At 45.1% G+C, this 24,033-nt stretch carries 19 protein-coding genes and 1 other RNA gene; 5 read left to right on the top strand and 15 right to left on the bottom strand.

Annotation, left to right across the window (positions count from 1 at the left end):
• Positions 1-169: 169 nt before the first annotated feature.
• Entirely contained in the window at positions 170-1,096 is a 927-nt protein-coding gene (locus V6W81_RS01035) for a helix-turn-helix transcriptional regulator (RefSeq protein WP_338541280.1), read from the bottom strand.
• Positions 1,097-1,294: 198 nt separating this feature from the next.
• On the opposite strand from V6W81_RS01035, the gene V6W81_RS01030 reads away from it, so the two are divergent.
• Positions 1,295-4,465 (top strand): alpha-mannosidase, encoded by a 3,171-nt coding sequence (locus V6W81_RS01030; RefSeq protein WP_338541279.1) that lies wholly within the window; start codon positions 1,295-1,297, stop codon positions 4,463-4,465.
• A 137-nt stretch (positions 4,466-4,602) separates the two neighbouring features.
• Here V6W81_RS01030 and V6W81_RS01025 read toward each other — a convergent pair whose 3' ends face one another.
• The 7 genes from V6W81_RS01025 to V6W81_RS00995 all read right to left on the bottom strand — a co-directional run bounded on the left by V6W81_RS01025 (position 4,603) and on the right by V6W81_RS00995 (position 11,384).
• A complete protein-coding gene (locus V6W81_RS01025; protein WP_338541278.1) occupies positions 4,603-5,457 on the bottom strand; it encodes an aldo/keto reductase in 855 nt (284 codons plus the stop codon).
• A gap of 218 nt (positions 5,458-5,675) precedes the next feature.
• A complete protein-coding gene (locus tag V6W81_RS01020) occupies positions 5,676-6,581 on the bottom strand; it encodes a phosphatidylinositol-specific phospholipase C (RefSeq protein WP_338541277.1) in 906 nt (301 codons plus the stop codon).
• A gap of 371 nt (positions 6,582-6,952) precedes the next feature.
• Positions 6,953-7,588 (bottom strand): ABC transporter substrate-binding protein, encoded by a 636-nt coding sequence (locus V6W81_RS01015; protein WP_338541276.1) that lies wholly within the window; start codon positions 7,586-7,588, stop codon positions 6,953-6,955.
• Positions 7,506-8,375: a helix-turn-helix domain-containing protein gene (locus V6W81_RS01010; RefSeq protein WP_338541275.1), complete on the bottom strand. Its 870-nt coding sequence runs from the start codon at positions 8,373-8,375 to the stop codon at positions 7,506-7,508. The genes V6W81_RS01015 and V6W81_RS01010 overlap by 83 nt, the downstream gene beginning before the upstream one ends.
• Entirely contained in the window at positions 8,372-8,872 is a 501-nt protein-coding gene (locus V6W81_RS01005) for a hypothetical protein (protein ID WP_338541274.1), read from the bottom strand. Before V6W81_RS01005 ends, V6W81_RS01010 begins: the two co-directional genes overlap by 4 nt.
• A 141-nt stretch (positions 8,873-9,013) precedes the next feature.
• On the bottom strand, positions 9,014-10,270 hold the full coding sequence (locus tag V6W81_RS01000) for a mechanosensitive ion channel family protein (protein ID WP_338541273.1): 1,257 nt from the start codon (positions 10,268-10,270) through the stop codon (positions 9,014-9,016).
• Positions 10,271-10,430: 160 nt separating this feature from the next.
• A complete protein-coding gene (locus V6W81_RS00995) occupies positions 10,431-11,384 on the bottom strand; it encodes an alpha/beta fold hydrolase (protein WP_338541272.1) in 954 nt (317 codons plus the stop codon).
• Between the two features lie 289 nt (positions 11,385-11,673).
• Between V6W81_RS00995 and V6W81_RS00990 the strand changes: the two genes are divergently transcribed.
• Positions 11,674-12,933 (top strand): hypothetical protein, encoded by a 1,260-nt coding sequence (locus tag V6W81_RS00990; protein ID WP_338541271.1) that lies wholly within the window; start codon positions 11,674-11,676, stop codon positions 12,931-12,933.
• 270 nt (positions 12,934-13,203) lie between these two features.
• Here V6W81_RS00990 and V6W81_RS00985 read toward each other — a convergent pair whose 3' ends face one another.
• Positions 13,204-13,830, bottom strand: coding sequence for a polysaccharide deacetylase family protein (locus V6W81_RS00985; RefSeq protein WP_338541270.1), 627 nt, complete (start codon positions 13,828-13,830; stop codon positions 13,204-13,206).
• A 311-nt stretch (positions 13,831-14,141) separates the two neighbouring features.
• Between V6W81_RS00985 and V6W81_RS00980 the strand changes: the two genes are divergently transcribed.
• The 3 genes from V6W81_RS00980 to V6W81_RS00970 all read left to right on the top strand — a co-directional run bounded on the left by V6W81_RS00980 (position 14,142) and on the right by V6W81_RS00970 (position 15,408).
• A complete protein-coding gene (locus tag V6W81_RS00980) occupies positions 14,142-14,654 on the top strand; it encodes a hypothetical protein (RefSeq protein WP_338541269.1) in 513 nt (170 codons plus the stop codon).
• A gap of 186 nt (positions 14,655-14,840) precedes the next feature.
• Entirely contained in the window at positions 14,841-15,146 is a 306-nt protein-coding gene (locus V6W81_RS00975; protein ID WP_338541268.1) for a hypothetical protein, read from the top strand.
• A gap of 37 nt (positions 15,147-15,183) precedes the next feature.
• Positions 15,184-15,408 (top strand): transporter, encoded by a 225-nt coding sequence (locus V6W81_RS00970; protein WP_338541267.1) that lies wholly within the window; start codon positions 15,184-15,186, stop codon positions 15,406-15,408.
• 141 nt (positions 15,409-15,549) lie between these two features.
• On the opposite strand, the gene ssrA is transcribed toward V6W81_RS00970, so the two are convergent.
• The 6 genes from ssrA to gpmI form a co-directional block, all read right to left on the bottom strand.
• Positions 15,550-15,914: a transfer-messenger RNA gene (ssrA, locus tag V6W81_RS00965) on the bottom strand.
• A gap of 517 nt (positions 15,915-16,431) precedes the next feature.
• Positions 16,432-16,914, bottom strand: coding sequence for an SsrA-binding protein SmpB (gene smpB / locus V6W81_RS00960; RefSeq protein ID WP_145051992.1), 483 nt, complete (start codon positions 16,912-16,914; stop codon positions 16,432-16,434).
• 297 nt (positions 16,915-17,211) lie between these two features.
• A complete protein-coding gene (rnr, locus tag V6W81_RS00955) occupies positions 17,212-19,992 on the bottom strand; it encodes a ribonuclease R (protein WP_338541266.1) in 2,781 nt (926 codons plus the stop codon).
• Positions 19,993-20,518: 526 nt separating this feature from the next.
• Positions 20,519-20,752: a preprotein translocase subunit SecG gene (secG, locus tag V6W81_RS00950; RefSeq protein ID WP_056695287.1), complete on the bottom strand. Its 234-nt coding sequence runs from the start codon at positions 20,750-20,752 to the stop codon at positions 20,519-20,521.
• A gap of 209 nt (positions 20,753-20,961) precedes the next feature.
• Positions 20,962-22,248, bottom strand: coding sequence for a phosphopyruvate hydratase (gene eno, locus V6W81_RS00945; protein ID WP_128099857.1), 1,287 nt, complete (start codon positions 22,246-22,248; stop codon positions 20,962-20,964).
• Between the two features lie 240 nt (positions 22,249-22,488).
• Positions 22,489-24,033, bottom strand: a complete 1,545-nt coding sequence (gpmI, locus tag V6W81_RS00940) for a 2,3-bisphosphoglycerate-independent phosphoglycerate mutase (RefSeq protein ID WP_338541265.1) — start codon at positions 24,031-24,033, stop codon at positions 22,489-22,491.

The following is a 24,033-nucleotide window of genomic DNA, read 5'->3' as shown; positions in this document are numbered from 1 at the left end:
AGAAGGAACAAGGCAAACCCTCTTTGACTCCGAGGGTTTGCCTTGTTTATATTTCTTTCACATATTTCCTGTCTCTTTGAATTTATATCATATGCTCCGGGTTGTCATTTGCACGGCCATTCTGTTGATTGTTCCAGTTTATTGCTTACTTCTCAAATGGCTCAGAGCCTCATATACTTGGGTCGCTCCCTACCAGCATCACTTCACGCTCACGCTGCGGCTGTCTACTTCGACGATATGCACTCGGTGACATGCTATTGAATTTGTTGAAGATACGATTGAATTGAGAGAAACTCGCGAAGCCGCACTGTGCCGCAATATCTGTAATTTTGTGATTGGTGTTCAGAAGCATTTGCTGGGCGTTGCGAATTCGAGTCATCTGAATATATTCCGTGAACGTAAACCCTGTTACTTTGTTGAACTGGCGAGACAAGTGATGAGCACTCACGAAAAATTTCTTAGATATCTCCTCAAGGGACAGCTCATGCTGGTAATGGCTATGGATATATGATGCAATGGCATACATTCGTCTCGACATCGCAGACCCTGTCTCTTCTCGAACGTAGTCATTCTCTGCGGAATGATGATGGATTGCACAGAGAAATTCAACAAATTTGCTATGAATAGCGACGGAATGAAGCGCAGAGGGACGCTGTGATAGGGCAAAAATTTCATTGATTGGCGCGAGTACCTCGGCACGCCTTTCTTCGGAAAATCTGAAGATCGGTATCTGCTCCTCAAATATGGAGAACAGCTCTTTGTAATCGCTCTCAAGACCAGGTACATTACGTGGTATCGCAAAGTTAATAATTAACCTTTTGGGCGGCGTACCTGTGGGGTATTTGGTTTTGTGTAGTAATGAAGGCCTTAGCAGGACAATATCCCAAGGCTGAATCTCGTATATGTTGCCTTCAATAATATGCGCAGCCGTGCGATCCAGAAGAATACAGATTTCATAGAAATCATGGAAATGCTGAAACTCCATATTCAGATCATGGGATCGTTCATCATAATCCAAGTGATAGAACAATGCATCTCCAGGCTGGTTAACATGGATTGCATATCCCTGCTCGTATGCCAAAACGGATGGTCTCATGGACATGCCCCCTATCCCGAGTTTGTTGAATTTATTTTAGCATGAAATGCAATAAAAAACGTTGTTTTCAGCATACAATACATAGTTTCGCCCATTTCTCTTCTGGTATGATAAAGTTGATATGTTAGCGCTTGCAATAATTCGGCTCCTTCAATGACTACAGCTTGTACTTACTTCAAACCAAGGTGGGAAACAAACATGAAAATGAATTCCTTGTATACTCGGATCCATACCATTGTTAAACACTTGGAACGTGCACGACTGACTTCAAAAACAGATATACCCGAGCTTTACCATAAAGAAAGTGGTTATCATTCATGGGAACTGGTGCATGAAGACCCGACCTCCTGGAATGTTTTTCGCAAGGGAGACGGTTGGGGCGGCAAGGATGTACACAGTTGCTTCAAGACCCGTATTCGCATACCTGACCATATGGAAGGAAAAAGAGTAGTTTGCGCCATCGTAACGGGTGCTGACGATGTATGGAACTATGATAACCCTCAATTCTTTGCATTCCTGAATGGGGAATTGATCTGCGGACTCGACGTCAACCACACCGAAATTGATCTCACCCCGGCTGCAGTTAAGGGCGAAGAGTTCGAACTCGCATTATATGCGTACTGTAGCACTTCGGCAGCGGATGTATTCTTAAATGTATATATAGCTGAACACCATCAGCCTGTATCTGACTTATACTATGATCTCAGAGCGGCGCTTGAAGCCGCCGACCTATTACGTGACGATGATCTAGAACGACTCAAGCTGATTGAACATCTGAATCAGGCGGTAAATCTGCTGGATCTTCGCCAGGAGAACAGTGCTGATTTCCATGCATCGGTGCTGGAAGCACGTCAATATTTGCAAAATCATGTCTACAGTGATGCCCGACCTGCGGGAGATCATATCCCTACAGTCCACTGTATCGGTCACACCCATATTGATGTGGCATGGCTATGGACGTTGGATCAGACCCGGGAAAAGGTCATCCGAAGCTTCGCGAGTGTGCTCTATCTGATGGACAAGTTCCCAGAATACACGTTCATGTCTTCACAGCCTCAGTTGTACTCGTACCTGAAGTCCGATTATCCGGCACTCTATGCCAAAATCAAAGAAAAAGTTGCCGAAGGCCGCTGGGAAGCCGAAGGCTCGATGTGGCTGGAAGCCGATTGTAACCTGATCTCTGGTGAATCAATGATTCGTCAGATTATCTATGGCAAACGTTTCTTCAAGGAAGAATTCGGCGTGGAAAACCGGGTGTTATGGTTACCCGATGTGTTTGGTTACAGTGCAGCCATGCCGCAGATTATGCGCAAGAGTGGCATCGATTATTTTATGACGACCAAAATCGCTTGGAATGATACGAACCAAATTCCGAACGACACGATGTACTGGCGAGGTATTGACGGCTCTGAGGTGTTAACGCATTTCATCACAGCAACAGACTACGACAAGCATCCCGAATTCAGACAGCGCAGGTTCGAGACAACCTATAATGGACGGTTCAATGCATCTCAGATTAAGGGAACATGGCAGCGATACCAGAACAAAAACATCAATACCGATGTATTGCAGTGCTACGGATTCGGCGATGGAGGCGGTGGCCCGACAGAGGAAATGCTGGAGCAGGGTAGACGTCTTGAGAAAAGGTTGCCTGGCATGCCTACGGTTAAACGTACCTTTGTCCGTGAGTTCTTTGAAAAGCTGGAGCAGAATCTGGCCGATGTTCGTTCCGTTCCTCGCTGGTCAGGGGAGCTGTATCTGGAATACCACCGGGGGACTTATACCTCTATGGCTCGCAACAAACGGTACAACCGCCACAGTGAATTTGCACTGGCTGATGCCGAGCTATTCTCTGTCATTCGTCAGCAGGTAGATGCACAAGCGACCTACCCAACGGATGCTCTAGAGCATGCATGGAAGCTTACCATGCTGAATCAATTCCACGACACGCTACCGGGAAGTGCCATTGAGCAAGTGTATATTGATTCGAAAGAACAATATGAAGAGGTCTTTCAAGTTACGGATGAATTGAAAAACAGTGCGTTGAACGGAATTGTGAGTAGTATTCAATCGGATGGAGAAACCATCGTTGTGTTTAACACTACCGGCTTCGAACGAACCGATGTCGTCGAGCTGCCTGCTTTTACGAAACAAGTGACAATCTACGACGGGGATCGTCCTGTACCAAGTCAGCGTACACCGGAGGGTGGACTGGTATTCCTTGCGGAGAACGTACCACCTTCTGGGTACAAAAGCTTCCGTATCCTGGCTGATGTATTCACTGAACAGATTGTCGGTGTATCGGTTGCACAATGGGAAGCTGATCAGCAACGTATTCAGACACCAAGGTACGAAGTTCAATTGAATGAAAGTGCCGAGTTTGTATCCGTTTGGGACAAATTAGAGGGTCGCGAGCTGCTCCAGTCTGGCAAACGTGGCAATGTGCTGCAAGTATTTGAAGATCGTCCTGCCGAATACGAGGCGTGGAACATTGACGAATATTATGAAGAGCATATGTGGGAAGTTAGTGACCTACAGGCACTTGAATGGGTAGAAAGCGGACCGGTGCGTTCGGTGCTCCAAGTCAAACGGCAATTCCTCGATTCCGTCGTTGAGCAGAGAATCATTTTCTATGCGCATACACGCCGGATTGATTTCCGTACGTTGGTAGATTGGAAGCAGGAGCATTTACTGTTGAAAACCGCTTTCCCGCTAGATATCTGGAGTGAGAAGGCCGTCTACGAGATTCAATACGGTAACGTAGAGCGTGCAACCCACCGGAATACAAGCTGGGATCAGGCTAGATTCGAGGTCTGCGGACAGAAATGGGCGGATCTTGCGGAAAATGGATATGGTGTCGCATTGTTGAATGACTGTAAGTACGGATATGACATCCATAATTCGGTGATGCGACTGTCACTCATTAAGAGTGCAACGTATCCGAATGAGAATGCCGACAAAGAGCTGCACGAGTTCACGTACTCCCTCTATCCGCACAAAGGTGATTTCCGTGAGGGACGTGTCATCCAAACGGCGTACGATGTCAATCGTCCACTAGTCGCTCGCGAGATTGGCTCGCAAGCTGGCTCCATGCCAGAGGTGTGGTCGCTTGCATCCGTCGATCAGGACAATGTCGTGTTAGAGGTTATCAAAAAAGCCGAGGACAACGATGATATGATCATCCGGGTCTATGAAGCACATGGTCGTCGCACTCGGGCTGCTCTGCAGTTGCCTGAGGGTTCTAGTTCAACGGCATATGCATGTGATCTGTTGGAGAATGTTGAAGCCGAATGTGCCGTAGACAATGGTCGTATCTCCTTCGATATCAAACCGTATGAAATACTGACTTTCCGTATTCCGAAAGCATAATAACGTTGGTATGTTACATGTACTCTTTTATCACAAAAGTGCTCCTAGTCTCGTTAAAGACAGGAGCACTTTTTTTTGATAATGACAATTACTCAATTCACTATAGGATATATATACAACTATTTACTTTGTACCCTTTAAAATTCCTCATACTCACTCGGATCTTGATCCCACAGTCGTCCATCTGGTCTGCTAAAGGAAGAGATGACATGCATCTCCTCTGCATTCAGCTCGAAGTCGAAAATATCGATGTTCTCTTGCTGGTGCTGGAGTGAGCTTGCTTTAGGAATGGGAATAGAACCGAGCTGGATATGCCAGCGCAGAATAATCTGGGTTGGCGTTTTGCCATGCGCTTCAGCAATGCGGAGGATTTTGTCGTCCTTCACGATATCCTGTACGGCATCATTGCCACGTCCAATTGGGCTCCAGGATTCATTTACAATGCCATGCTTCGCATCCTGTTCCCGTTGATTCGTCTGGTCAAAGAATGGATGAAGCTCAATCTGGTTCAGGCTTGGTGCTACGCCCGTTTCCTTAATCAGTCGTTCATTATGTTCAGGCAGGAAGTTACTTACGCCAATGGAACGGATATATCCACGTTTCTTCGCTTCAATTAGAGCTTGCCACGCCTCCACATACACATCCTTCTTCGGATTAGGCCAGTGGATTAAGTAGAGATCATAATAATCCAAGTCTGCTCTGTAGAGCGATTCTTGGATAGCTACTAATGCTTTATCATACGCGTGATAGCGTCCGGGTAGCTTCGAGGAAATCAACAGTTCCTCTCTAGGAACGGAGCTCTGCTTGACCGCTTTTCCAACCGTTGCCTCGTTCTCATAGTTGTACGCTGTATCAATCAACCGATAACCTACATCCATGGCGGACACGATTGATTTGACGCCTTCTTCTCCTTTTAGACTATACGTACCGAACCCGATCGCAGGCACTTGCAAGCCATCATTTAATGTATATTGCGGGATTGAATGTTTCATATGAGAACACTCCTTTGTTCGATATTCTTTATGTGGTTTGGAGAAAAAAGGGATATCCCCTCTCGGTTTATCTTAACCCCTCATATATGCTTGAATCAATTCAGCAAGACCTGTGCCTTATAGAATGAACTAAAAAATAGCAAAACAAGACGTCAGTCGCAGCGGACCAGCGTCTTGCTTGTTTTGAGGTTTTTATACGAGAGCTTGTATCTCTTACATTAGAAATTAGTTGAAATGATTTTAGCTGCTGTGCCCTCGTCGATGAAATCCATCACAGATACGCCAAAGCGTCCTTTGGTATTCGTCGTAAAGAATGAATTTACTTTAGGATTCAGATCGTCTTTAATGGAGCGAATGTTTGGGATACCGAACCAGCCTGGGTCATATCCACTTGTGAAGTTCAGGTACAGCCAAGAAGGATTTTGCGTCTTGGCTTCATTGTACATGTTCTGGACATCCGTCCACTTCTTGTTTTTATCCGATACCTTAAAGTAATCTTGGATCTTCATTTTGGCTGCATTCTGGATATTAAAAGTTGTGTTCTCCTGCCAAGCGGTAGCATTAATACCGTACGGAGTTTGAGTCATATCGAATCTACGAAGTAATACAATCTTTCCTTTTGCTTCGCCAAGGGTGGGGATGTGGTCGGTTAACAGCCATTTATCCGGATTTTTGGCGACATAGGATTTAAATGTCTCTTCGTAACTGCGCGTATTATTTGCAGGGGTATGTTCTTCTTTTACACTCATAATAATGGTCTCCGATGGATTACTGTTCAGGAAGCCGATGACCGCATTTAATACATCATCAAAGTTCTGATTTTGATAGACAGCCCCATGGTGGATGGTGAACGCATTCCCGTAATGTCTCGTACGCACGTCGAGGTAGCGAACCCCAATATTTAATTGCTGTGCAATCGTCAGATCCTGTGTCTTGGCCGTTCCACTGATGGGCTCATATAGAGCGCCGCTGTCATGTGTTCCCGGAATGGAAAGAGAAGCAAGTGAGGTGCTGGAAGGAAGCGATCCCATCCAATTCGAGCTGCTGTACGCGGAGGACACACTGGTCAACGTCCATGAAAAGAGAGTGACGAATGCAAGGGCCAGGCTTAGTCTTTTGAACAATGTAAATACCACCTTTGCTTGGTTTGGTGTGCGTCTGATCAGGAAGCGGCGCCAGCTCAATGATCAAATGCCTGTTACAGGCTGATGTGCATACTGTAGGGTTGTCTAGATGTCTATACCTCAACTCTACTGCTCTAGTGTTTACATGTGATTAGTTCTAGGTAAAATGCAGATTAATTGAGAAAATGGACAAAAAATACATTTAACAGAACATGTATGTTCACTTTATGAAGGGTTTAGTAGAGAATATTTTGTATGGAATAACAAATAGAGGTAAGACAGAATAAAGCCCTCATCATGAATAATGAGGGCTTTTTGATAACTCTTTTGAGTGATTAGCATTCTATTGCCTTACCTAATCGGTGCTTTGTTTATTCATTCTCTGTAAGTATATCAACCACGATGTCGAGCTGTTTCTCCAAACTAATTGGATCGCTCATCAGAAACTTATCAAAATCAATAGAGTAAACTTTGCCCGCCTTCCCTGCAGGCGATTGTTGAATCAACTTCTGTACGTCCTTGAGATGCTCGTCTGAACCTTCAGTCACCGCGAGGAATAACCGATCACCGATATACTCCGGAACCACCTCGGCTGAGATCTCCCAGGTTTCACCTTTGATTACGTCTGTCTCTACTTTTGCGGCTGGCTTCAGACCAAGATATTTGTAAATGATATTGCCTCCCATATTGGTATCCCCATAGACAAAGAGCGCATCAGGTCGCACGTTCAAAATAGAAAAGGTCTCATCATCACTCACATAAGGGCTAACTTTCTCCTTATATTCAGCGATTTTGGCTGCGAACTGCTCATTCCACTGCTTGGCTTCCTCCTGCTTCCCAAGAATATCACCAAACATTTCGACATCCTTAATCGGGTCATTATACTGTTCGACAACAATTGTCGGAGCAATCTGGCTCAGTGCATCATATCCACCTTCCATGGCCTCTGCAAAGGCAGCCGTTGTCACAATCAGATCTGGATTCAGTGACAGAATTTTTCTCTGCATCCGGCGGAACGCCCACATCTTCAATGCCGGAAATATCCTCTATCAGCGGATTATCCAGAATGTATGTTGTTGTACCAACGGGCTTCACTCCAAGTGTCATCAGTTCACCCATATGATAGAAGCTGACGACACGCTGAGGATGCACGGGAATTTCCGTTTCGCCCTTCAAATGAGTATACATCCGCGTTTCTGTAGTGTTGCTGTCTGTGGATGTAGCTGTAGTCGTCGATGGTTCTGATGATGTAGTCGGCTGGGAAGCCGCTGTATCTGTAGTGCTGCCTGTCTGGCACGCACTGAGAAGCAAGGATGTACATAGTAGCATCATCGCTCCAAAGGTTGGTCTTGAAAATCTAAACATCGATGTGTCCCCTTCCCCGCTCAATTGATAATAAGTCTCATTCTCATTATGAGAATAGGCGTTGGGGCTTACAATAGACGATTCCAACCATCGTAATGGATTATACTGAACCTGAACCGTCTGTTGATGTTCTGCACGAAACTGTAGCGGCGATAAGCCAGTATGCTTTTTGAACAACCGACTGAAATAGTAGACATCCGCATACCCCACGTTGCTTGCAATCTCCTGAATACGTGCCTCTGTCCTTAATAGCAGCTGCTTCGATTTGTGTATGCGCACATGAATGAGATATTCAATCGGGCCAAGTCCAATCTGATTCTTGAACAAACGAGACAGGTAACTTGTGCTGCAATGGTACCTTCTCGCGAGCTCTTCCGCTGTAATCGATTCGTTGTAATTCGTGTGAATGTAGTTGATTGTCTCTGTCACGATAGTCGTTCTGCTGTTTGGTTCGTCGACGTCTGAATTTGCCTCAAGACCTCGTATACAAACGGGAGGAACGTAGACTGTGCCTGTAACTTATCCATCGGACTAGATTGTTGCCATGAACGGAACATCGTATCACATTTTTCTTGAATCGCCAGTAATGCATAGGGTGTAAAAACATACGGTATACGAAAGCTTTGCGCATCCTCTAGTGACGCACAGAACGACGTATATTGAATGAAGTAACAGGCAAAGTCCTGATCTAGCGGATGCAAACTCAGTTCAGCTCCCTCTCCCCCGTGCAGAATATAGGGAGCCTGAGCCTGATACACCTTTCCTGATAAAGTTATCCTGGCTTTTCCATGCGTGATGACTACGAAAATACTGTCTTGCCCCAGATCAAGATCAGGGACTATACCATACGCTACACGATAATGCCGAATCTCCAGCAATCTAACGGCAGTTCGGCTCCACTGCTCGATATGAGCTTCCCAATCCATACATGCTCCTCCCCCACTTTGATGGCAGAACGGTCTTTATAGTTGCTGTTACCTTCAGCTTGTTTTGATTTAAAATATGTCTATTATATCACAGAAAAAAAGCCATTAACCCCTTAAGGGTTAACGGCATCAAGATTACCTTTATGAGTACTCACGCACATATTGTTTATCTTCTTTCAATTGCACAATATCATGACCTGTTGGATTCTGGAACGCACGAAGTCCAAAAGTTTGCGCAACCGCAAAGATATGGTCAAAGATATCAGCCTGCACGGATTCATATACACTCCAATTGATATCATTGCTGAACGCGTAAATTTCAAGAGGAAGTCCGCGATCTTCCGGTGCTAATTGTCTTACAATCATCGTCATATCCTGATTAATTTTGGGATGATTCCGTAGGTATTGATGAATATATTCTCTGAAGACACCCACATTGGTGAGCTGTCTACCGTTCACATTGCTTTCCCGGTTTACCTGATGCTCAACGTTGTAGGCTTCAATTTCCTCTAGCTTGGCGGTTACATAATCGGTTAAGTAGTGAATTTTCTCAAATTCAGCTACCATCTCCTCCGTACAAAACTGGATACTACTGATATCAATATAGATACTTCGCTTAATTCTTCTTCCGCCCGAGACCTGCATACCTCTCCAGTTTCGGAACGAGTCAGAGATTAGAGCATAGCTGGGAATCATCGTAATCGTTTTATCAAAATTTCGCACCTTCACGGTATTCAGTGTAATGTCGATGACGTCACCGTCTGCATTATATTTCGGCATTTCAATCCAGTCGCCTACGCGTACCATATCATTGGATGATAATTGCACCCCCGCGACTAGACCAAGGATTGAGTCCTTGAACACCAACATCAGTACCGCCGATAATGCACCAAGTCCACTAAGAATGATCAATGGATTCTGACCAATCAGGCTCGAAATAACGATAATACCGCCGATAATGAACAGGATAATCTTCGCCACTTGGATGTAGCTCTTGATCGGGCGAATCTTCGACACCTCATAGGTGCGATAGATATCATCGAACACATTCAGCAGGGCATTCAGCACCGTGATCATGATGATAATCATGTAGGTCATGGCTGCTTTTTCAATTACTGCCTGATAAGGCGGAAAGATGTAAGCTGAATAATAGATGATAATGGCGGGAACAAGATGAGAGAGTCTGTGGAACAGCTTCTTCTGAACAACGATGTGACCCCAATGGAACCTATTGTTACTCACGATTTGATGAACCGTCTTCAGCACGATTCGCTTGGCGATATAATTTGCCAGTATCGAGATCAACGCGATAAACAGAACCATAATGATATTTGAAAGATAACTAATGGATGGTTCACTCATGCCAAGTTGCTCTAGTTGATTTCTGATAAAGTCCATAGTTTCCTCCCCACACAGTTAGTTTAGCCTACTATTATAGAGTAGTTTGTGATGCTACGCAAAATGCCTACAAAAATAACCACCTAAGTAGGTGGCTTCTTCGTCTTTCTTTCGTCTAACCTCACTAGACCGCTTTAGTCGCAGCCTGCCAGCTGGCTTGTTATAACTGCTCTATAAATCGTTTGCTTTCCTCCGCAATGCGATCTGGTGCCTCGTTATGAATATAATGTCCACCAGGTAAGATTAGAATTTCGCCATTCTTCACAGAAGCTATGTAATTCTTCAAAACAGCCTGCCAGTTCTGCACCGGCACTTCCTCTCCGCTCGAACTAAAGAAATACATCGGTACATCTGGAACACCGTGTTCCAAAACCTTGGCCGCGTTCTCTCTAATCATCTTCACTTCATCGTTCATATTCGACGTCTGCGTACTTTTGTAGAATAGGGCTCGGTAAAGCTCCTCTTCTTGCGACGAGAGATGCTTCTGCTGAATAGCTGCCGATGAATCTACAATGCCAGGGAAAAAGCGGGTGATTCCGATGCGTGCTCCCATACCTGTAAGTGCCATCGTTCCAGGCGAAGGAAGCGGGTATTCTTCATACACCTCTGGAACCGCTGGATCAAGTCCGATAATGGCCTCGACCTCAGCTGGATACATCTGTGCCCAGTATAAGGCTTCAATGCCTGACATCGAATGCGGAAACAAGACATATGGTGGTTGCTGTCCTGCCAAAGCCAGGACGGTTCGTGTCTCTTCTAGCATCGTATCGATATCACGGGAGACCTTGGCCGTTTCACTGAAGCCATAACCTGCTTTTTCCACAACTGCGATCTTGTATTGATCCGATAATCTAGTGTATAAGGCTTTGAAATCCAGTACAGGAGCGGATGTGCCCCCGCCCGACATAAAGACAAGCGTCTGTGCTCCTGTGCCCTCGGTGTAGACGTGCATCTCATGATTATTCACATTGACCATCGTTCCTGGTGGTACAAGTAAAGCTGATTCTTGTTTTAATTGAATCCGATGATTCGTGAAGCTAATAGCGATAAATATAAGCAGAAGACCCAGCAAAGCGATGATGCTATATCCCATTCTTTTCAGCCAAACTCTCATTGTTATCCTCCTACAGCATGTTTGCTCCGTAAATCAGGTATGTGTATGTACAATCCAAACTGTTAGACTCTCTACATGAAGCTCTATTGTGACCCAAATTTTATTAGTGTTAGCTCGATATTGCATAATGCCATACTCATATTCTCGTAAAATGGATATACCTGGAGCACGTTCTACCATTCGTTATTATACGAAATATACTACAATATCTGGTATGATGGCGATAATTACATATTAGTTTTTTTAGTTATACGCGTACAGATGATGAATCATAGGAGGATATGACGGAATGAACAGACTTTCCCTCGGTACTAAGGTAATAATGCTAATCACCGCACTGAGTATGACACTAGCAAGTACAATTTCGGCGGCAGACTTCACAGAATTCCCCAAGCCTACTTGGAGTACCACGGTACCAGCCAATACCAGCACAAATGACTTTGCCTACAAACCTATAGAACATCAGTACTTACCTATCGTGTCTACCAAGGACAATACGGCCTACATGCTGCTACGTCATAAAGTAGGGAACAAATCTACCTATCAGATGATGGCTGTCAACGACGTAACCGGCAAACAAAAATGGGTTCACACCTCACCTTACAGATATAATCCATACAACATGGATGCCAATGGAAATACCTATTATGTAGAGGACGTTAAAGTCGGAAACAAACATGGGAGCAAGCTGATTGCATTGGATGCCAATATGAAGCCACGATGGGAAAAGGTCTTTCCTGATGGCGGAAACTTCGAGGTGCTTAGTGATGGTCGTTATGCAGTCATTGATTTTGTTGGCGAGAAAAACCTACTTAAACTCTATTCACCAGAAGGTAAAGAACTCGTTAGTAGATTGTACAATGGTAGTATTCGACACATCCAAGGGGATTATGTTGGTATCGCCAACTATGAGAAGAATGCTACAGTCATAACGATTTACTCTATCTCAAGAAATAAAAAAGTCACTTCTTATGCTTGGCCAAAAGAATATTTCAGTCCGTACCATAACGACTTTGATGTCTTAAGTGGTGGTACCATTCTTGTTCCTCTTATCGACGAAAAGACAGGGATGGAAACGTTACAAGGCATTTCGCCTACAGGGAAGAAGAAATGGACACGCTCCTTGCCCACACCAGTACCTAACAGTACACTGTTTCAGTCGATCGGAAACCACTTCCTCATTCAAGAGGAAAATACACTTAGCGTATACGACACCAACAACAAACGGATCTCCACAAGGACCTTTAATGATCTTCCTGAGCTTGGTAAGCTACAGTTTCTGAATAAAGATACCTTTGTATTCGGTGCAGTCGAGGATAAAGGGCTGGTTCCTGTGAAATTAATCGAGCAAGGGTTTACGCATAATGATTATGTTACACTGCCATCCAAAGCGGTATATCATGTGCTGGATCGTACGCTGAGCTCGATAAATGCATTAAAACTAGACCAAGCGCCGTTCTCGGCAGAGAACATCCGCTTCGTCAATGCCAATACTTTTTATCTGACCATGGAGAAGACATTAGCGAAGTACGAACTCACTGGTAAGTAGGTTGGGTGATCGCCAGGGTGAGAGAATTATCTTCTAAAATGAATATGATCTATGTAACTGGGTAGCAGCACTTATAATTCTTGTAGTTCTTGTAGTTCTTGTAGTTCTTGTAGTTCTTGTAGTTCTTGTAGTTATTATTAAAATCATGTCCCACTCTTCATGTCTCTAAAGTGGGCTGATCACCATTGGTATGATGCAGGGCACCGCGTGCTGGACATTGCACGCGGTGCGAATAACAACTTCATGCTAGGTTCACCTTAATTTATTTCCTCACGCTTCATCCGAGATGGCTAGTAATTCACTTACTGTGACCAAACGGTACCCTTCCGCAATAAGCTCTTCTACCAGTATTCGAACAGCCTCCACCGTCTGTGAACGATCCGCATACCCATCATGAAAAATGAGTACACTACCAGGCTTTACCGTAGGCCTTGTATGATCCAAAATATACTCTACACCAGGGTTGTCCCAATCCTTAGCACCGCCGTTAACCGCAGCAACCGTATGGTAACCCTGTTCCACCGCCAGAGATAAGATATCGTCATTTATCCCAAAGTATGGTGGTCTGAAAAGGTTTGTCGGTTTCCCTGTTACTTTCCGAATGACGTTCTCCGCTCTTTGCAGCTCTTCCCCAGCTTGCTCCAACGTCAATTCGGTCAGATTGGGATGTGTAAACGTATGATTGGCTATCTCATGCCCTTCACGATGAACCTCAGCTGCAATTTCCGGGTAAGATTCAATCTCCTTACCAATCATGAAGAAGGTCGCTTGTCCCCCCACACGACGGAAAATCTCAAGGATTTGCTGTGTGTACAACGGATGCGGCCCATCATCAAATGTGAAAGCTACAGCCTTTTCCCGAACGGATACCTGTTCAACCAATGACATATTATTCATGAAATAATAGCTCCTCTTTCATAGATTCATAGACATTGAAGTGTGTGTTTTACACATGGAGTTAAGATATATGTACAATCGTAATTATGATAACAATTATATCAAACAGCATGGGAATATAGGGAAAATATGAGGTTTGAAATAGAAATTAGCCGTCATCAGTTTTCTCAATTCTGACTGGTTATTTCAGACCTAACTTTACTAGCAGCATTAAGTGTAATAATATTACAAATATACTTAATAATATGTAGATAGCTTTATATATTAAATACCTCAAAGAGAACAGACTATATAAGGGAGAAACTAATTTTATGGAGAAAAAACGTGGTTTATGGGTGACATTAGCTCTAGCTATGACGATAACAGTGATAATTGCTTATGCTTCAACAAGCACAAATCAGTCAGGTGTACTTGCAAGATCAAATACACTTGAAGACCCCAATAATAGTCCTTCTACCGAAGAAAAGTCGATCGACTCAATGGCTATTGGTACGGACAATCCCATTGGTGATACTGTAAGTGGTGATGCAGTTGTACAAAAATCCTTCACTGTAAATGCGGGGCATGGCCATATTAAACTTTCGATGAACAACCATAGTAGTCATTCGGTTTTTGTTTCCTTAACACACAATAATACGGGAAAAGTATATTTCTCTCAGGAGATTGCCGGAAAAGAAAATTTTACGTGGAAAAACTTCGAGCAAGGTTTTGAACAAGGCGTGCGCGGTGGAGACTATACGCTTCAATGGAGTGGCGGGGGTAGTAAAGTAAATGGCGACTTCTCTGGGGTAACGGGTTCGTCCATTTCTGATGTTATGAATTAACGATTCAAGTGTGCTGTTAAGGAGGCTCCTGATATCCAGGGGCTTTTTTTATTTATTCGATCTCCTTCGGGTCAGCCCATTTAAAAGAATGGAGACCTGTTATCAATCGCACGTAGACTGTCACTCCCCTATAGGCTTCTGCATAGCATGGAGAATATGAACGAATCTAAATTGGAGGTCATGACCATGAACTTGCAACTGCAGGGGCAACAAGAACAAACATTGTTTCGAATGGATCCAACCACTATGAATAACTTAAAATCCATTCAAGACCATGTAACAAATACATGTAAAAACCATGTTAATACACTTGTCAGAGTGGAGACAGTAGATGGCGATGTTTTTGAAGGGTTACTCATCCACTGCGAAAGGGGATTTTTATACTTAAAACTACCAAGCCCTATGACTAATCGAGGCTTTGTTCCTGGTTTCCAAAATGATGTCGTATTACCCCTGGTGCTGTTTAATTTACTCGCCATTTCATTATTATAGACCCAAGCCTAATCCTATCATTAAGGAGTGAAATGTTATGGCATTCATGCCGCCTCAAGGACCACAAGGAACACAGCAGCCACCATCCTCTCCTCCTCCACAATTCACACCACCGCAACCCGCTGCTACAGCGTTCGCCATCGACCCCGGAGCTATTGTCGGTTGTTTATTCCGCAACACCTATGTGTGGCTGAGAAATGGGAACTCGTTCTGGTTCTTCCCAACCTTTGTAGGGCGTACATCCGTTGCAGGTTTTAGATGAACCGGTCGAAGATGGGTGTTTACTGGAGTCGATCTAAGAAGCATTGTGTCATTTACATGTTTTTAGAGAAGAAAATAGCGATCCCTTTTCAACTCACCAAAAACAAAAAAGCACCCTCTTGGGTGCTTTTTCTAATACTACTAATGGAGGCGAGGGGAGTCGAACCCCTGTCCGAAGATAACGACACATAAGCTTCTACGGGTGTAGTCACAGTTTTGATGTCACCCGAGTATCGCCCCGTAACCGGCTATACGTTGGGTCAGCCTGATTGTCTTCTTCAGCACACCCCAGGCGGAGATGTGACAGCGTATCCCACTACTAGTTAGCCCCTAATCCTGTCACATGGGCGATGCAGGTTAGAAGCACGCACACAGTTTCTTAGGCTGCGAAAGCGTAGTTTGTTTGTTGTTTGCCGTTTAATAGGCTTTAGCGTTGATGAAGCGGACGCGTCCCCACTACCCGCTACCCATGCTCGAACTATCCCCGTCGAATCCATAAACGCCCCCTCATATAAGAAGGGCTCCAGGATTAATCCGTGAATACGGAGCAAAGGTGCTGCACATCTTTTTCCTCCAAGGTAAAAAGATGCTCTTTCTAACTCGGCATTCCTGTCTGCTACATAAGTAATCTTATCACAGGACAGCTCACCGATATAGTACAGATTGCTGGAAGACATTCCAGCAGGCTAAGTAACTGTGCAAGTTTAACCAATATAGCAGTTACCAGCGAATCGTCTACATATTATACCGCGTCCCTCAGACGAAGTAAAGTTCACTGCCACGTAGCAACGATTCATCATCAGCTTCACTTAACTATTTTACCCACGATGTGAGCATATTAAGCAGCCACCAACTTATCTTATCGAATCACGCGCAACCAGACGTGTTCCAAGAATAAAAAATCTCAATCCCGCCCTTACCGGGCAAGTCTTGAGATTCTCCATCGTGATATGACTGTCACTAATTCACCAGCAACCAATGGCTAACGAAATCTAGATGCAGCCTCTCACGCTTAACCATCCAATTAACGAGCGATCTTCTGCTTCTCGCGCATTGCTCTTTGAATATCACGTTGTGCATCCCGTTTAGCAGCAGTCTCACGCTTATCATATTGTTTCTTACCTTTACCTAGTCCAAGCAGCAGCTTCGCATAACCATTACGCACATAAATCTTCAGCGGCACAATGCTGTAACCGTCTTGCTTCGACAGTCCAAGCAGCTTGTGAATCTGTGCCTTGTGCATCAGTAACTTACGCGTACGTGTTGGATCAATCGGATTATGTCGGTTCCCTTGTTCAAAAGGACTAATATGCATATTGTGAATATGAATCTCACCGTTCCGAATCGTGGCGAACGCATCTCCAATATTCGCACGTCCGTTACGAATAGACTTAATCTCCGTCCCGGTAAGCACCATGCCCGCTTCATACGTATCTTCAATGAAGTAGTCATGGGAAGCCTTTTTGTTCTGTGCGAGTACCTTACTCTGTCCATCATTCTTGCCCATGTCCTCACTCCTTCTTCGTAAAATAAATCCGTTCCAATGCCTGTGTCCACATGCATTCATGTTGCACCAAATTACCCGTGCCAGACCTCAATTGTAGCAAGTACAGCTGTTAAAATCAAGAAAGAGGCGACCTCAGCCGCCCCTCCTCATTACACCTTTTCCAGACGATACGAAACAGCTTCACACATTCCTCAAGACTGTCTCTTTTCATCTATAACGCTTCTTCAAGGATTGTTCTGCTCATACGTTTCATGCACCTTGGCTGGCAGTTCAACATATCTACCTAACAGCCTTACCTTACTTTTTCTTCTTCCGTACAAAAGCCGCTGTACTATTACCCGCTCCGCCTTTGTTCTTCTTCCGCTTACGACGAGGGGCTCCACCTTCCTGAGTGCCTCCAGGTGTTGCTGCATCGCCAATAAAAATACCACTAGGTGACGTTTTTTTGCGTCCACTGCCGCCTTTGCCACCTTTACCGGATTTGAAGCTGCCTTCACCGCGATCACTACGACCGCTAGAGCTACTTCCCTGGCCTCCGCCAGCACTTTGCTCCTGACTACCACTTGGTGCAGAGCTGTAGCCGCCTTTGCCTGAACCAAAGCCGAAGCTTACTGCTCCTTTGCCACGATTAGTCGATGCACCAGCTTCTCCACTCCGGCGCTCACCCTTCGGTTTGCCACTGCCTTTACCAGCAAAGCCGCCAGTTGATCCTGCTCCGGCATTCGCTGTACCACTACGTCCGCCGCGTCCACCTTTGCTGCTCTCTTCCGGTGATCTGCCGCCACGACCTCTTCCAGCACCACCTGTAGAGCCAGAGCCACCTTTGCCACCACGTGAACCACTGAATCCACCTTTCGCTGCACCACGTCCACCGTTACCTCCAGGGCGACCGCCTTTACCGCCGCGACCACCACCGAAACCACCAGGACGCTCACCGCGAGGCTTCATATCCACCATTTCAAAGTCAATCGTATACTCTTCCATGCTCACACGCGCCACACGGATCTTCACTTCATCACCGATGCGGAACACTTTGGAAGTACGCTCCCCAATAAGAGCCATATGTTGATCGTCAAAATGGTAGTAGTCGTCCGTGAGCGCACTCAGGCGAATAAGACCCTCTACTGTATTCTCCAGCTCAATAAACATCCCGAAGCTCGTTACGCTGCTGATCATACCCTCGAATTCTTCGCCCACTTTATCCAGCATATACTCAGCTTTTTTCATTTTCTCCGTATCACGTTCTGCTTCCACCGCAACACGCTCACGTTCGGATGATTGCTGTGCAATATCCGCCATACGTCCAGCCAAGTACTCTTGACGATTTTCTGGCAGAGCTCCGTTGTTCTCGATAACCTCACGAATCACACGGTGAATAACAAGGTCAGGATAACGACGGATTGGAGATGTGAAGTGACTATAGAATTCTGCCGCCAGACCGAAGTGACCCGACATTTCAGAATCATACTTCGCCTGTTTCATGGAACGTAGCATCATCGTACTAATAACCGTCTGCTCTTTTGTTCCGTTGATGTCCTCAAGCAACGATTGGAGTGCACGTGGATGGATGGCGTTGCCGCGACCTTTAACGTGGTGTCCAAAATTCGCCGCAAAGGCGAGGAAATTTTGCAGTTTTTCTTGATCCGGGTCTTCATGGACACGATAGATAAACGGTACTTTAAGCCAGTGGAAATGCTCTGCCACCGTTTCATTAGCCGCTAACATGAATTCTTCAATAATCTGCTCCGCAATCGAACGCTCCCGTTTCACAATATCGATCGGTTTGCATTCTTTATCTACAATGATCTTGGACTCTTCAAAATCAAAGTCAACCGCCCCCCGTCGCATACGCATCGCACGCAGCTTCAAGGCAATCTCCTTCATCAGATGGAAGTCATCCACCAGATCTTTATACCGTTCGAGCAATTCAGGCTCTTCGCCTTCAAGGATTTTACGAACGTTTGTATACGTCATCCGCTCTTTGGTCTTAATGACACTTGTAAAAATATCGTGCTTCACAACCTTCATCTGGTCGTTAAACTCCATCTCACAGGACAATGTCAGACGATCCACTTGCGGATTCAAGCTGCATATGCCGTTAGACAGACGCTGTGGCAACATCGGAATAACGCGATCCACCAAATACACACTACATCCACGGTTGTAAGCTTCTTGATCCAACTTAGAATTCTCGCGCACGTAGTAACCGACGTCAGCAATATGAACACCCAGACGGTAATTGCCATTAGGTAGCTTCTCAACGTTCACCGCATCATCTAAGTCTTTGGCATCTTCGCCATCAATCGTAACAATATTCAGTCCACGCAGATCACGGCGACCCTGTTGCACGATCTCCTCATCTGTAATGGAGTCCGGAGCCTGTTCTGCTTCACCAACGACTTCATCTGGGAAAGCTTCTGGCAATTGGTGTTTACGAATGACGGACAAAATATCAATCCCCGGCTCATCCTTATGCCCAAGAATCTCAATAATCTCACCCTCAGCCGCTGCACGGCCTTCTGGGTAACTAACGATCTTCGCTACAACCTTTTGTCCATCCACAGCTCCAGCAAAATTGGTACGCGGAATGAAGATATCCCGGTTAATGCGTTTATCGTCCGGAATGACGAATCCGTATACCTCATGGCTTTGGAATACCCCAACGACTTGTGTCACCGCACGTGTAACAATGCGAACGATCTCGCCCTCCAAACGTCCACCTGATGGCCCTTTAGAAGTGACCTTCACAAACACGATGTCTCCATTCATCGCACTTTTCATATCATTCGCATGAATGTACACATCTGGGTGCTCTCGATCCTCTGGGATCAGAAAAGCAAACCCTTTGGCGTGTGCCTGCAAACGTCCACGAACCAAGTCCATACGTTCAGGCATACCGTAACGGTTGTTACGGGTAAGCAAAATCTTGCCGGATTCCTCCAGCGTATTGAGCATAATCAAAAAAGATTTGAAATCAGCCGCATCTTCAATCTCGAAGTGCTGTTCCAGCTCTTGATAAGTCATCGGTTTATAAGCGGTTTCCCGCATAAAGTCGAGCAATTGTTGTTCTGTTATCATTAATATATTCACCTCGGGAAACATAAAAGTATGATCTGGTCTCATCTCTTTATGTATCGGAATCCTTACCAATTTCATGCAATGTAATGCATACCTTACTATCTCATACCCTAGTATACACGAATTCAATCCAGCACATCCGTCCCTAACAAAAAAACCACAGTCGCAGGATTGCTTAAGCATAAGCACGCTTTCAAAGGTAACTACGGATCATTTCAAGTTAGAATTAATTCTTCTATACTTACTGAAAAAGGGATCAATCTACATGTTCATGTATCATGAACCTCATTATAGGAATAGATTATGCGCGGAAGCACAGACAGGTACATTCCCTATATCGCAGGGGCATACCTTCGAAGGAAGGAGAACCGAACAGAAGAGAAAATTAAATCATGTAATTGTAGTGGCAGGAAAATACTGGACACGTTAAAACTTATTAAAAAACCTCCGTTTCTTCTCGAAACGAAGGTTAATCTTACAAGCGAATTCCGCTCATGCTATTGAATTGTATAAGAAAGTATCCTTCTTACTTGGAGACGATCGTAACAATAATAGACAAAATCATGAAACCTGCACCGAGTACAACCGTTGCACGTTGCAAGAAAAGATCCAGTCCGCGCGCTTTCGTTTTACCGAAAAGATGTTCCGCACCACCGGAGATGGCACCCGCCAAACCAGCGCTTTTCCCGTGCTGCAGCAATACTACAGTGATTAGACCGATCGAGAAAACAACGAGCAGCAATTTCAAAGCAATATCCATTCTTTCCACCTCCTACCCATGTGGGCATAACATCTCACCATAAAAACAGTTAGTTTGATTGTACCATAGCTACTGCTGTGATACAAGTAGTGCTTCCTATACATTCATCCAACTTTATCCACTGTTGTAGCAAAGTCTAACGGAGATTCCTCTCCATAATAAAAAGACAAGCCGGTTACCCGGCTTGCCCGAAAAGCTGTGTACACAGCTTATTTTTTGAGGTTGTAGAATCCTTTAAGACCATTGTATTGAGCCAGTTCACCCAGTTGATCCTCAATGCGGAGCAATTGGTTGTACTTCGCGATACGGTCTGTACGGGAAGGAGCACCTGTTTTGATTTGACCTGCATTTGTTGCAACAGCGATGTCAGCGATTGTGCTGTCTTCGGACTCTCCGGAACGGTGGGAGATTACAGCAGTGTATCCTGCACGTTTAGCCATTTCGATTGCATCGAATGTTTCAGTCAATGTACCGATTTGGTTTACTTTGATCAGGATGGAGTTACCGATACCTTGCTCGATACCTCTACCCAGACGCTCTGTGTTTGTTACGAACAAGTCGTCACCAACGAGTTGTACTTTGTCTCCCAATTTCTCAGTGAGCAATTTCCAACCATCCCAGTCATCTTCGGACATACCGTCTTCGATTGTGATGATTGGGTATTTCTCAACCCATGAAGCCAGAAGGTCAACATACTCAGCGGAAGTGTAAGATTTACCTTCGCCAGCAAGTGTATATTTACCATCTTTGTAGAACTCAGTGGAAGCTACGTCCATACCCAAGAATACGTCAACGCCTGGTTTGTAACCAGCTTTTTCGATCGCTTCGATGATTGTAGTGATTGCTTCTTCGTTAGAACCAAGGTTTGGTGCGAAACCACCTTCGTCACCTACTGCTGTGTTCAAGCCTTTGGAGCTCAATACAGATTTCAGGTTGTGGAAGATTTCTGCGCCTACGCGAAGAGCTTCTTTGAAGCTTGGTGCGCCAACAGGAAGAACCATGAATTCTTGAACGTCGATGTTGTTGTCAGCGTGCTCACCACCGTTGATGATGTTCATCATTGGTACTGGAAGAGCTTTAGCGTTGAATCCGCCGAGGTAAACGTAAAGTGGCAAGTCCAAAGCGTCAGCAGCAGCGCGTGCTACAGCCATGGATACTGCCAAGATTGCGTTAGCGCCCAATTTACCTTTGTTTGGCGTACCATCCAAAGTGATCATCAATTTGTCGATACCCAGTTGATCCAATGCGTCCATACCGATTACTTCTGGAGCGATTGTTTCGTTTACGTTTTTAACAGCTTGCAGAACGCCTTTACCGAGGTAACGGGATTTGTCACCATCGCGAAGCTCAACAGCTTCGTGGGCACCAGTGGATGCACCAGATGGAACGATTGCGCGTCCGATTGCGCCGGACTCCAAGTATACTTCAACTTCTACTGTAGGGTTACCGCGGGAGTCTAAGACTTCGCGAGCGTACACGTCAGAAATAATAGTCATGAGTGATAATCTCCTTTAAATTTGGATTTATTTAAATTCGGGAAAACTTGTGCTTGCCCTTATTCACTACGTCAGCAGAATCGTCTTCCGATCGCTGTTATCCCCTGATTTCTTTGAACTTATCGTCATAAGTTGAAATCATGTGATAAAGGCGAACGCGTTGCTTCTTCAGACTATTTCTGCTGCCTTCGTTCCGGGGCAAACGCCAACCTGCCCAATTCATATAAAAGGTTGTGTATCTTATTTACGGGTAGCGATGACAGATGTTCCTGTCATTTCTTCCGGTTTTGGCAATTGCATCAGGTCAAGAATCGTTGGCGCGATATCAGCCAAAATTCCACCTTCACGCAATGTTACATTAGGGTCAGTAACGATAAATGGAACTGGGTTCGTTGTATGTGCAGTGAACGGACGTCCTTGCTCATCGAATACCATATCCGCGTTACCATGATCCGCAGTAATCAGCACAACGCCGCCTTTTGCGAGAACCGCGTCTACAACACGTCCCATGCACTCGTCTGTTACTTCAACCGCTTTAATTGTTGGCTCCAGCATCCCGGAGTGTCCAACCATATCAGGGTTAGCGAAGTTCAGAATGATTGCATCGTGTTTGTCTGCTTCAATCTCGCGTACACATGCGTCTGCCACTTCATAAGCGCTCATCTCTGGTTGCAAATCATATGTTGCAACTTTTGGTGAGTTAATCAATACGCGAGTTTCGCCTGGAAGCTCAACATCACGGCCGCCGCTGAAGAAGAACGTTACGTGCGGGTATTTCTCTGTTTCTGCAATACGCAGTTGTTTTTTGTTGTTCTGTACCAGAACCTCACCCAGTGTATTGTCGAGGTTCTTCGGCGAGTACGCCACATAACCTTCAACCGTCTCACTGAATAGAGTCAGGCACACAAAGTGCAAGCCTTCTGGGAACTTCGGTCCACGATCGAAACCGCGGAAGTCTTGGTTCGTGAATACTTGCGACAACTGGATTGCACGGTCAGGACGGAAGTTAAGGAAGATAACGGAATCGCCGCTTTCTACCAAACCTACCGGCTCACCATCTGCTTTGACGATAACCGTTGGTTCAACGAATTCATCAAATACAGATTTCTCATACGATTCTTCAACCGCTTTGAGTGGATCAGTGTATTTAGGGCCATCTCCATAAACGATAGCGCGGTATGATTTCTCAACTCGCTCCCAACGTTTGTCACGGTCCATCGCGTAATAACGACCTTGTACCGTAGCGATCTGTCCTACACCAACCTCTTTAATTTTAGCGATCAGTTTTTGCATGAAGTCTTTACCACTGTCCGGCATAACATCACGGCCATCCATGAAGGCATGAATATACACATCATTCATTTCTTCTTTTTTGGCTAGATCCAGCATAGCGAACAAGTGGTCGATGTGACTATGTACGCCACCATCAGACAACAAGCCGTAGAGATGAAGCTTTTTACCGTTTTGTTTCGCTTCACGTACAGCTTTGACGAGCGTTTCGTTATCGAAAAACTCACCATCGCGAATCGATTTGGAGATACGGGTCAAATCCTGGTAAACGATCCGGCCAGCACCAATGTTAAGGTGACCAACCTCAGAGTTCCCCATTTGCCCTTCTGGCAAACCTACAGCCTCACCGCAAGCAGTGAGTGTTGTGTGTGGGAATTGGCTCATAAAACGGTCATAATTCGGCTTTTTGGCTTGCGCTACCGCGTTGCCTTCCACCGTATTACGAAGACCGAAGCCATCCATGATGATCAGTGCTACAGGTTTTGGAGCTGTCAT

It is taken from the genome of Paenibacillus tundrae (assembly GCF_036884255.1).
Classification (GTDB): domain Bacteria; phylum Bacillota; class Bacilli; order Paenibacillales; family Paenibacillaceae; genus Paenibacillus.
This window is presented reverse-complemented; position numbering and strand designations above follow the sequence as displayed.

Excerpts from the sequence above, each read along its gene's own strand:
- V6W81_RS01035 (WP_338541280.1), bottom strand. The coding sequence starts at position 1,096 with ATGAGACCATCCGTTTTGGCATACGAGCAGGGATATGCAATCCATGTT.
- eno (WP_128099857.1), bottom strand. The coding sequence starts at position 22,248 with ATGACTATTATTTCTGACGTGTACGCTCGCGAAGTCTTAGACTCCCGC.
- V6W81_RS01005 (WP_338541274.1), bottom strand. The coding sequence starts at position 8,872 with ATGGATTGGGAAGCTCATATCGAGCAGTGGAGCCGAACTGCCGTTAGA.
- V6W81_RS00995 (WP_338541272.1), bottom strand. The coding sequence starts at position 11,384 with ATGAGAGTTTGGCTGAAAAGAATGGGATATAGCATCATCGCTTTGCTG.
- V6W81_RS00975 (WP_338541268.1), top strand. The coding sequence starts at position 14,841 with ATGAACTTGCAACTGCAGGGGCAACAAGAACAAACATTGTTTCGAATG.
- smpB (WP_145051992.1), bottom strand. The coding sequence starts at position 16,914 with ATGGGCAAGAATGATGGACAGAGTAAGGTACTCGCACAGAACAAAAAG.
- V6W81_RS01000 (WP_338541273.1), bottom strand. The coding sequence starts at position 10,270 with ATGGACTTTATCAGAAATCAACTAGAGCAACTTGGCATGAGTGAACCA.
- V6W81_RS01030 (WP_338541279.1), top strand. The coding sequence starts at position 1,295 with ATGAAAATGAATTCCTTGTATACTCGGATCCATACCATTGTTAAACAC.
- V6W81_RS01025 (WP_338541278.1), bottom strand. The coding sequence starts at position 5,457 with ATGAAACATTCAATCCCGCAATATACATTAAATGATGGCTTGCAAGTG.
- V6W81_RS00970 (WP_338541267.1), top strand. The coding sequence starts at position 15,184 with ATGGCATTCATGCCGCCTCAAGGACCACAAGGAACACAGCAGCCACCA.
- V6W81_RS00985 (WP_338541270.1), bottom strand. The coding sequence starts at position 13,830 with ATGAATAATATGTCATTGGTTGAACAGGTATCCGTTCGGGAAAAGGCT.
- rnr (WP_338541266.1), bottom strand. The coding sequence starts at position 19,992 with ATGATAACAGAACAACAATTGCTCGACTTTATGCGGGAAACCGCTTAT.
- gpmI (WP_338541265.1), bottom strand. The coding sequence starts at position 24,033 with ATGACAGCTCCAAAACCTGTAGCACTGATCATCATGGATGGCTTCGGT.
- V6W81_RS01015 (WP_338541276.1), bottom strand. The coding sequence starts at position 7,588 with ATGCAGAGAAAAATTCTGTCACTGAATCCAGATCTGATTGTGACAACG.
- V6W81_RS00980 (WP_338541269.1), top strand. The coding sequence starts at position 14,142 with ATGGAGAAAAAACGTGGTTTATGGGTGACATTAGCTCTAGCTATGACG.
- secG (WP_056695287.1), bottom strand. The coding sequence starts at position 20,752 with ATGGATATTGCTTTGAAATTGCTGCTCGTTGTTTTCTCGATCGGTCTA.
- V6W81_RS00990 (WP_338541271.1), top strand. The coding sequence starts at position 11,674 with ATGAACAGACTTTCCCTCGGTACTAAGGTAATAATGCTAATCACCGCA.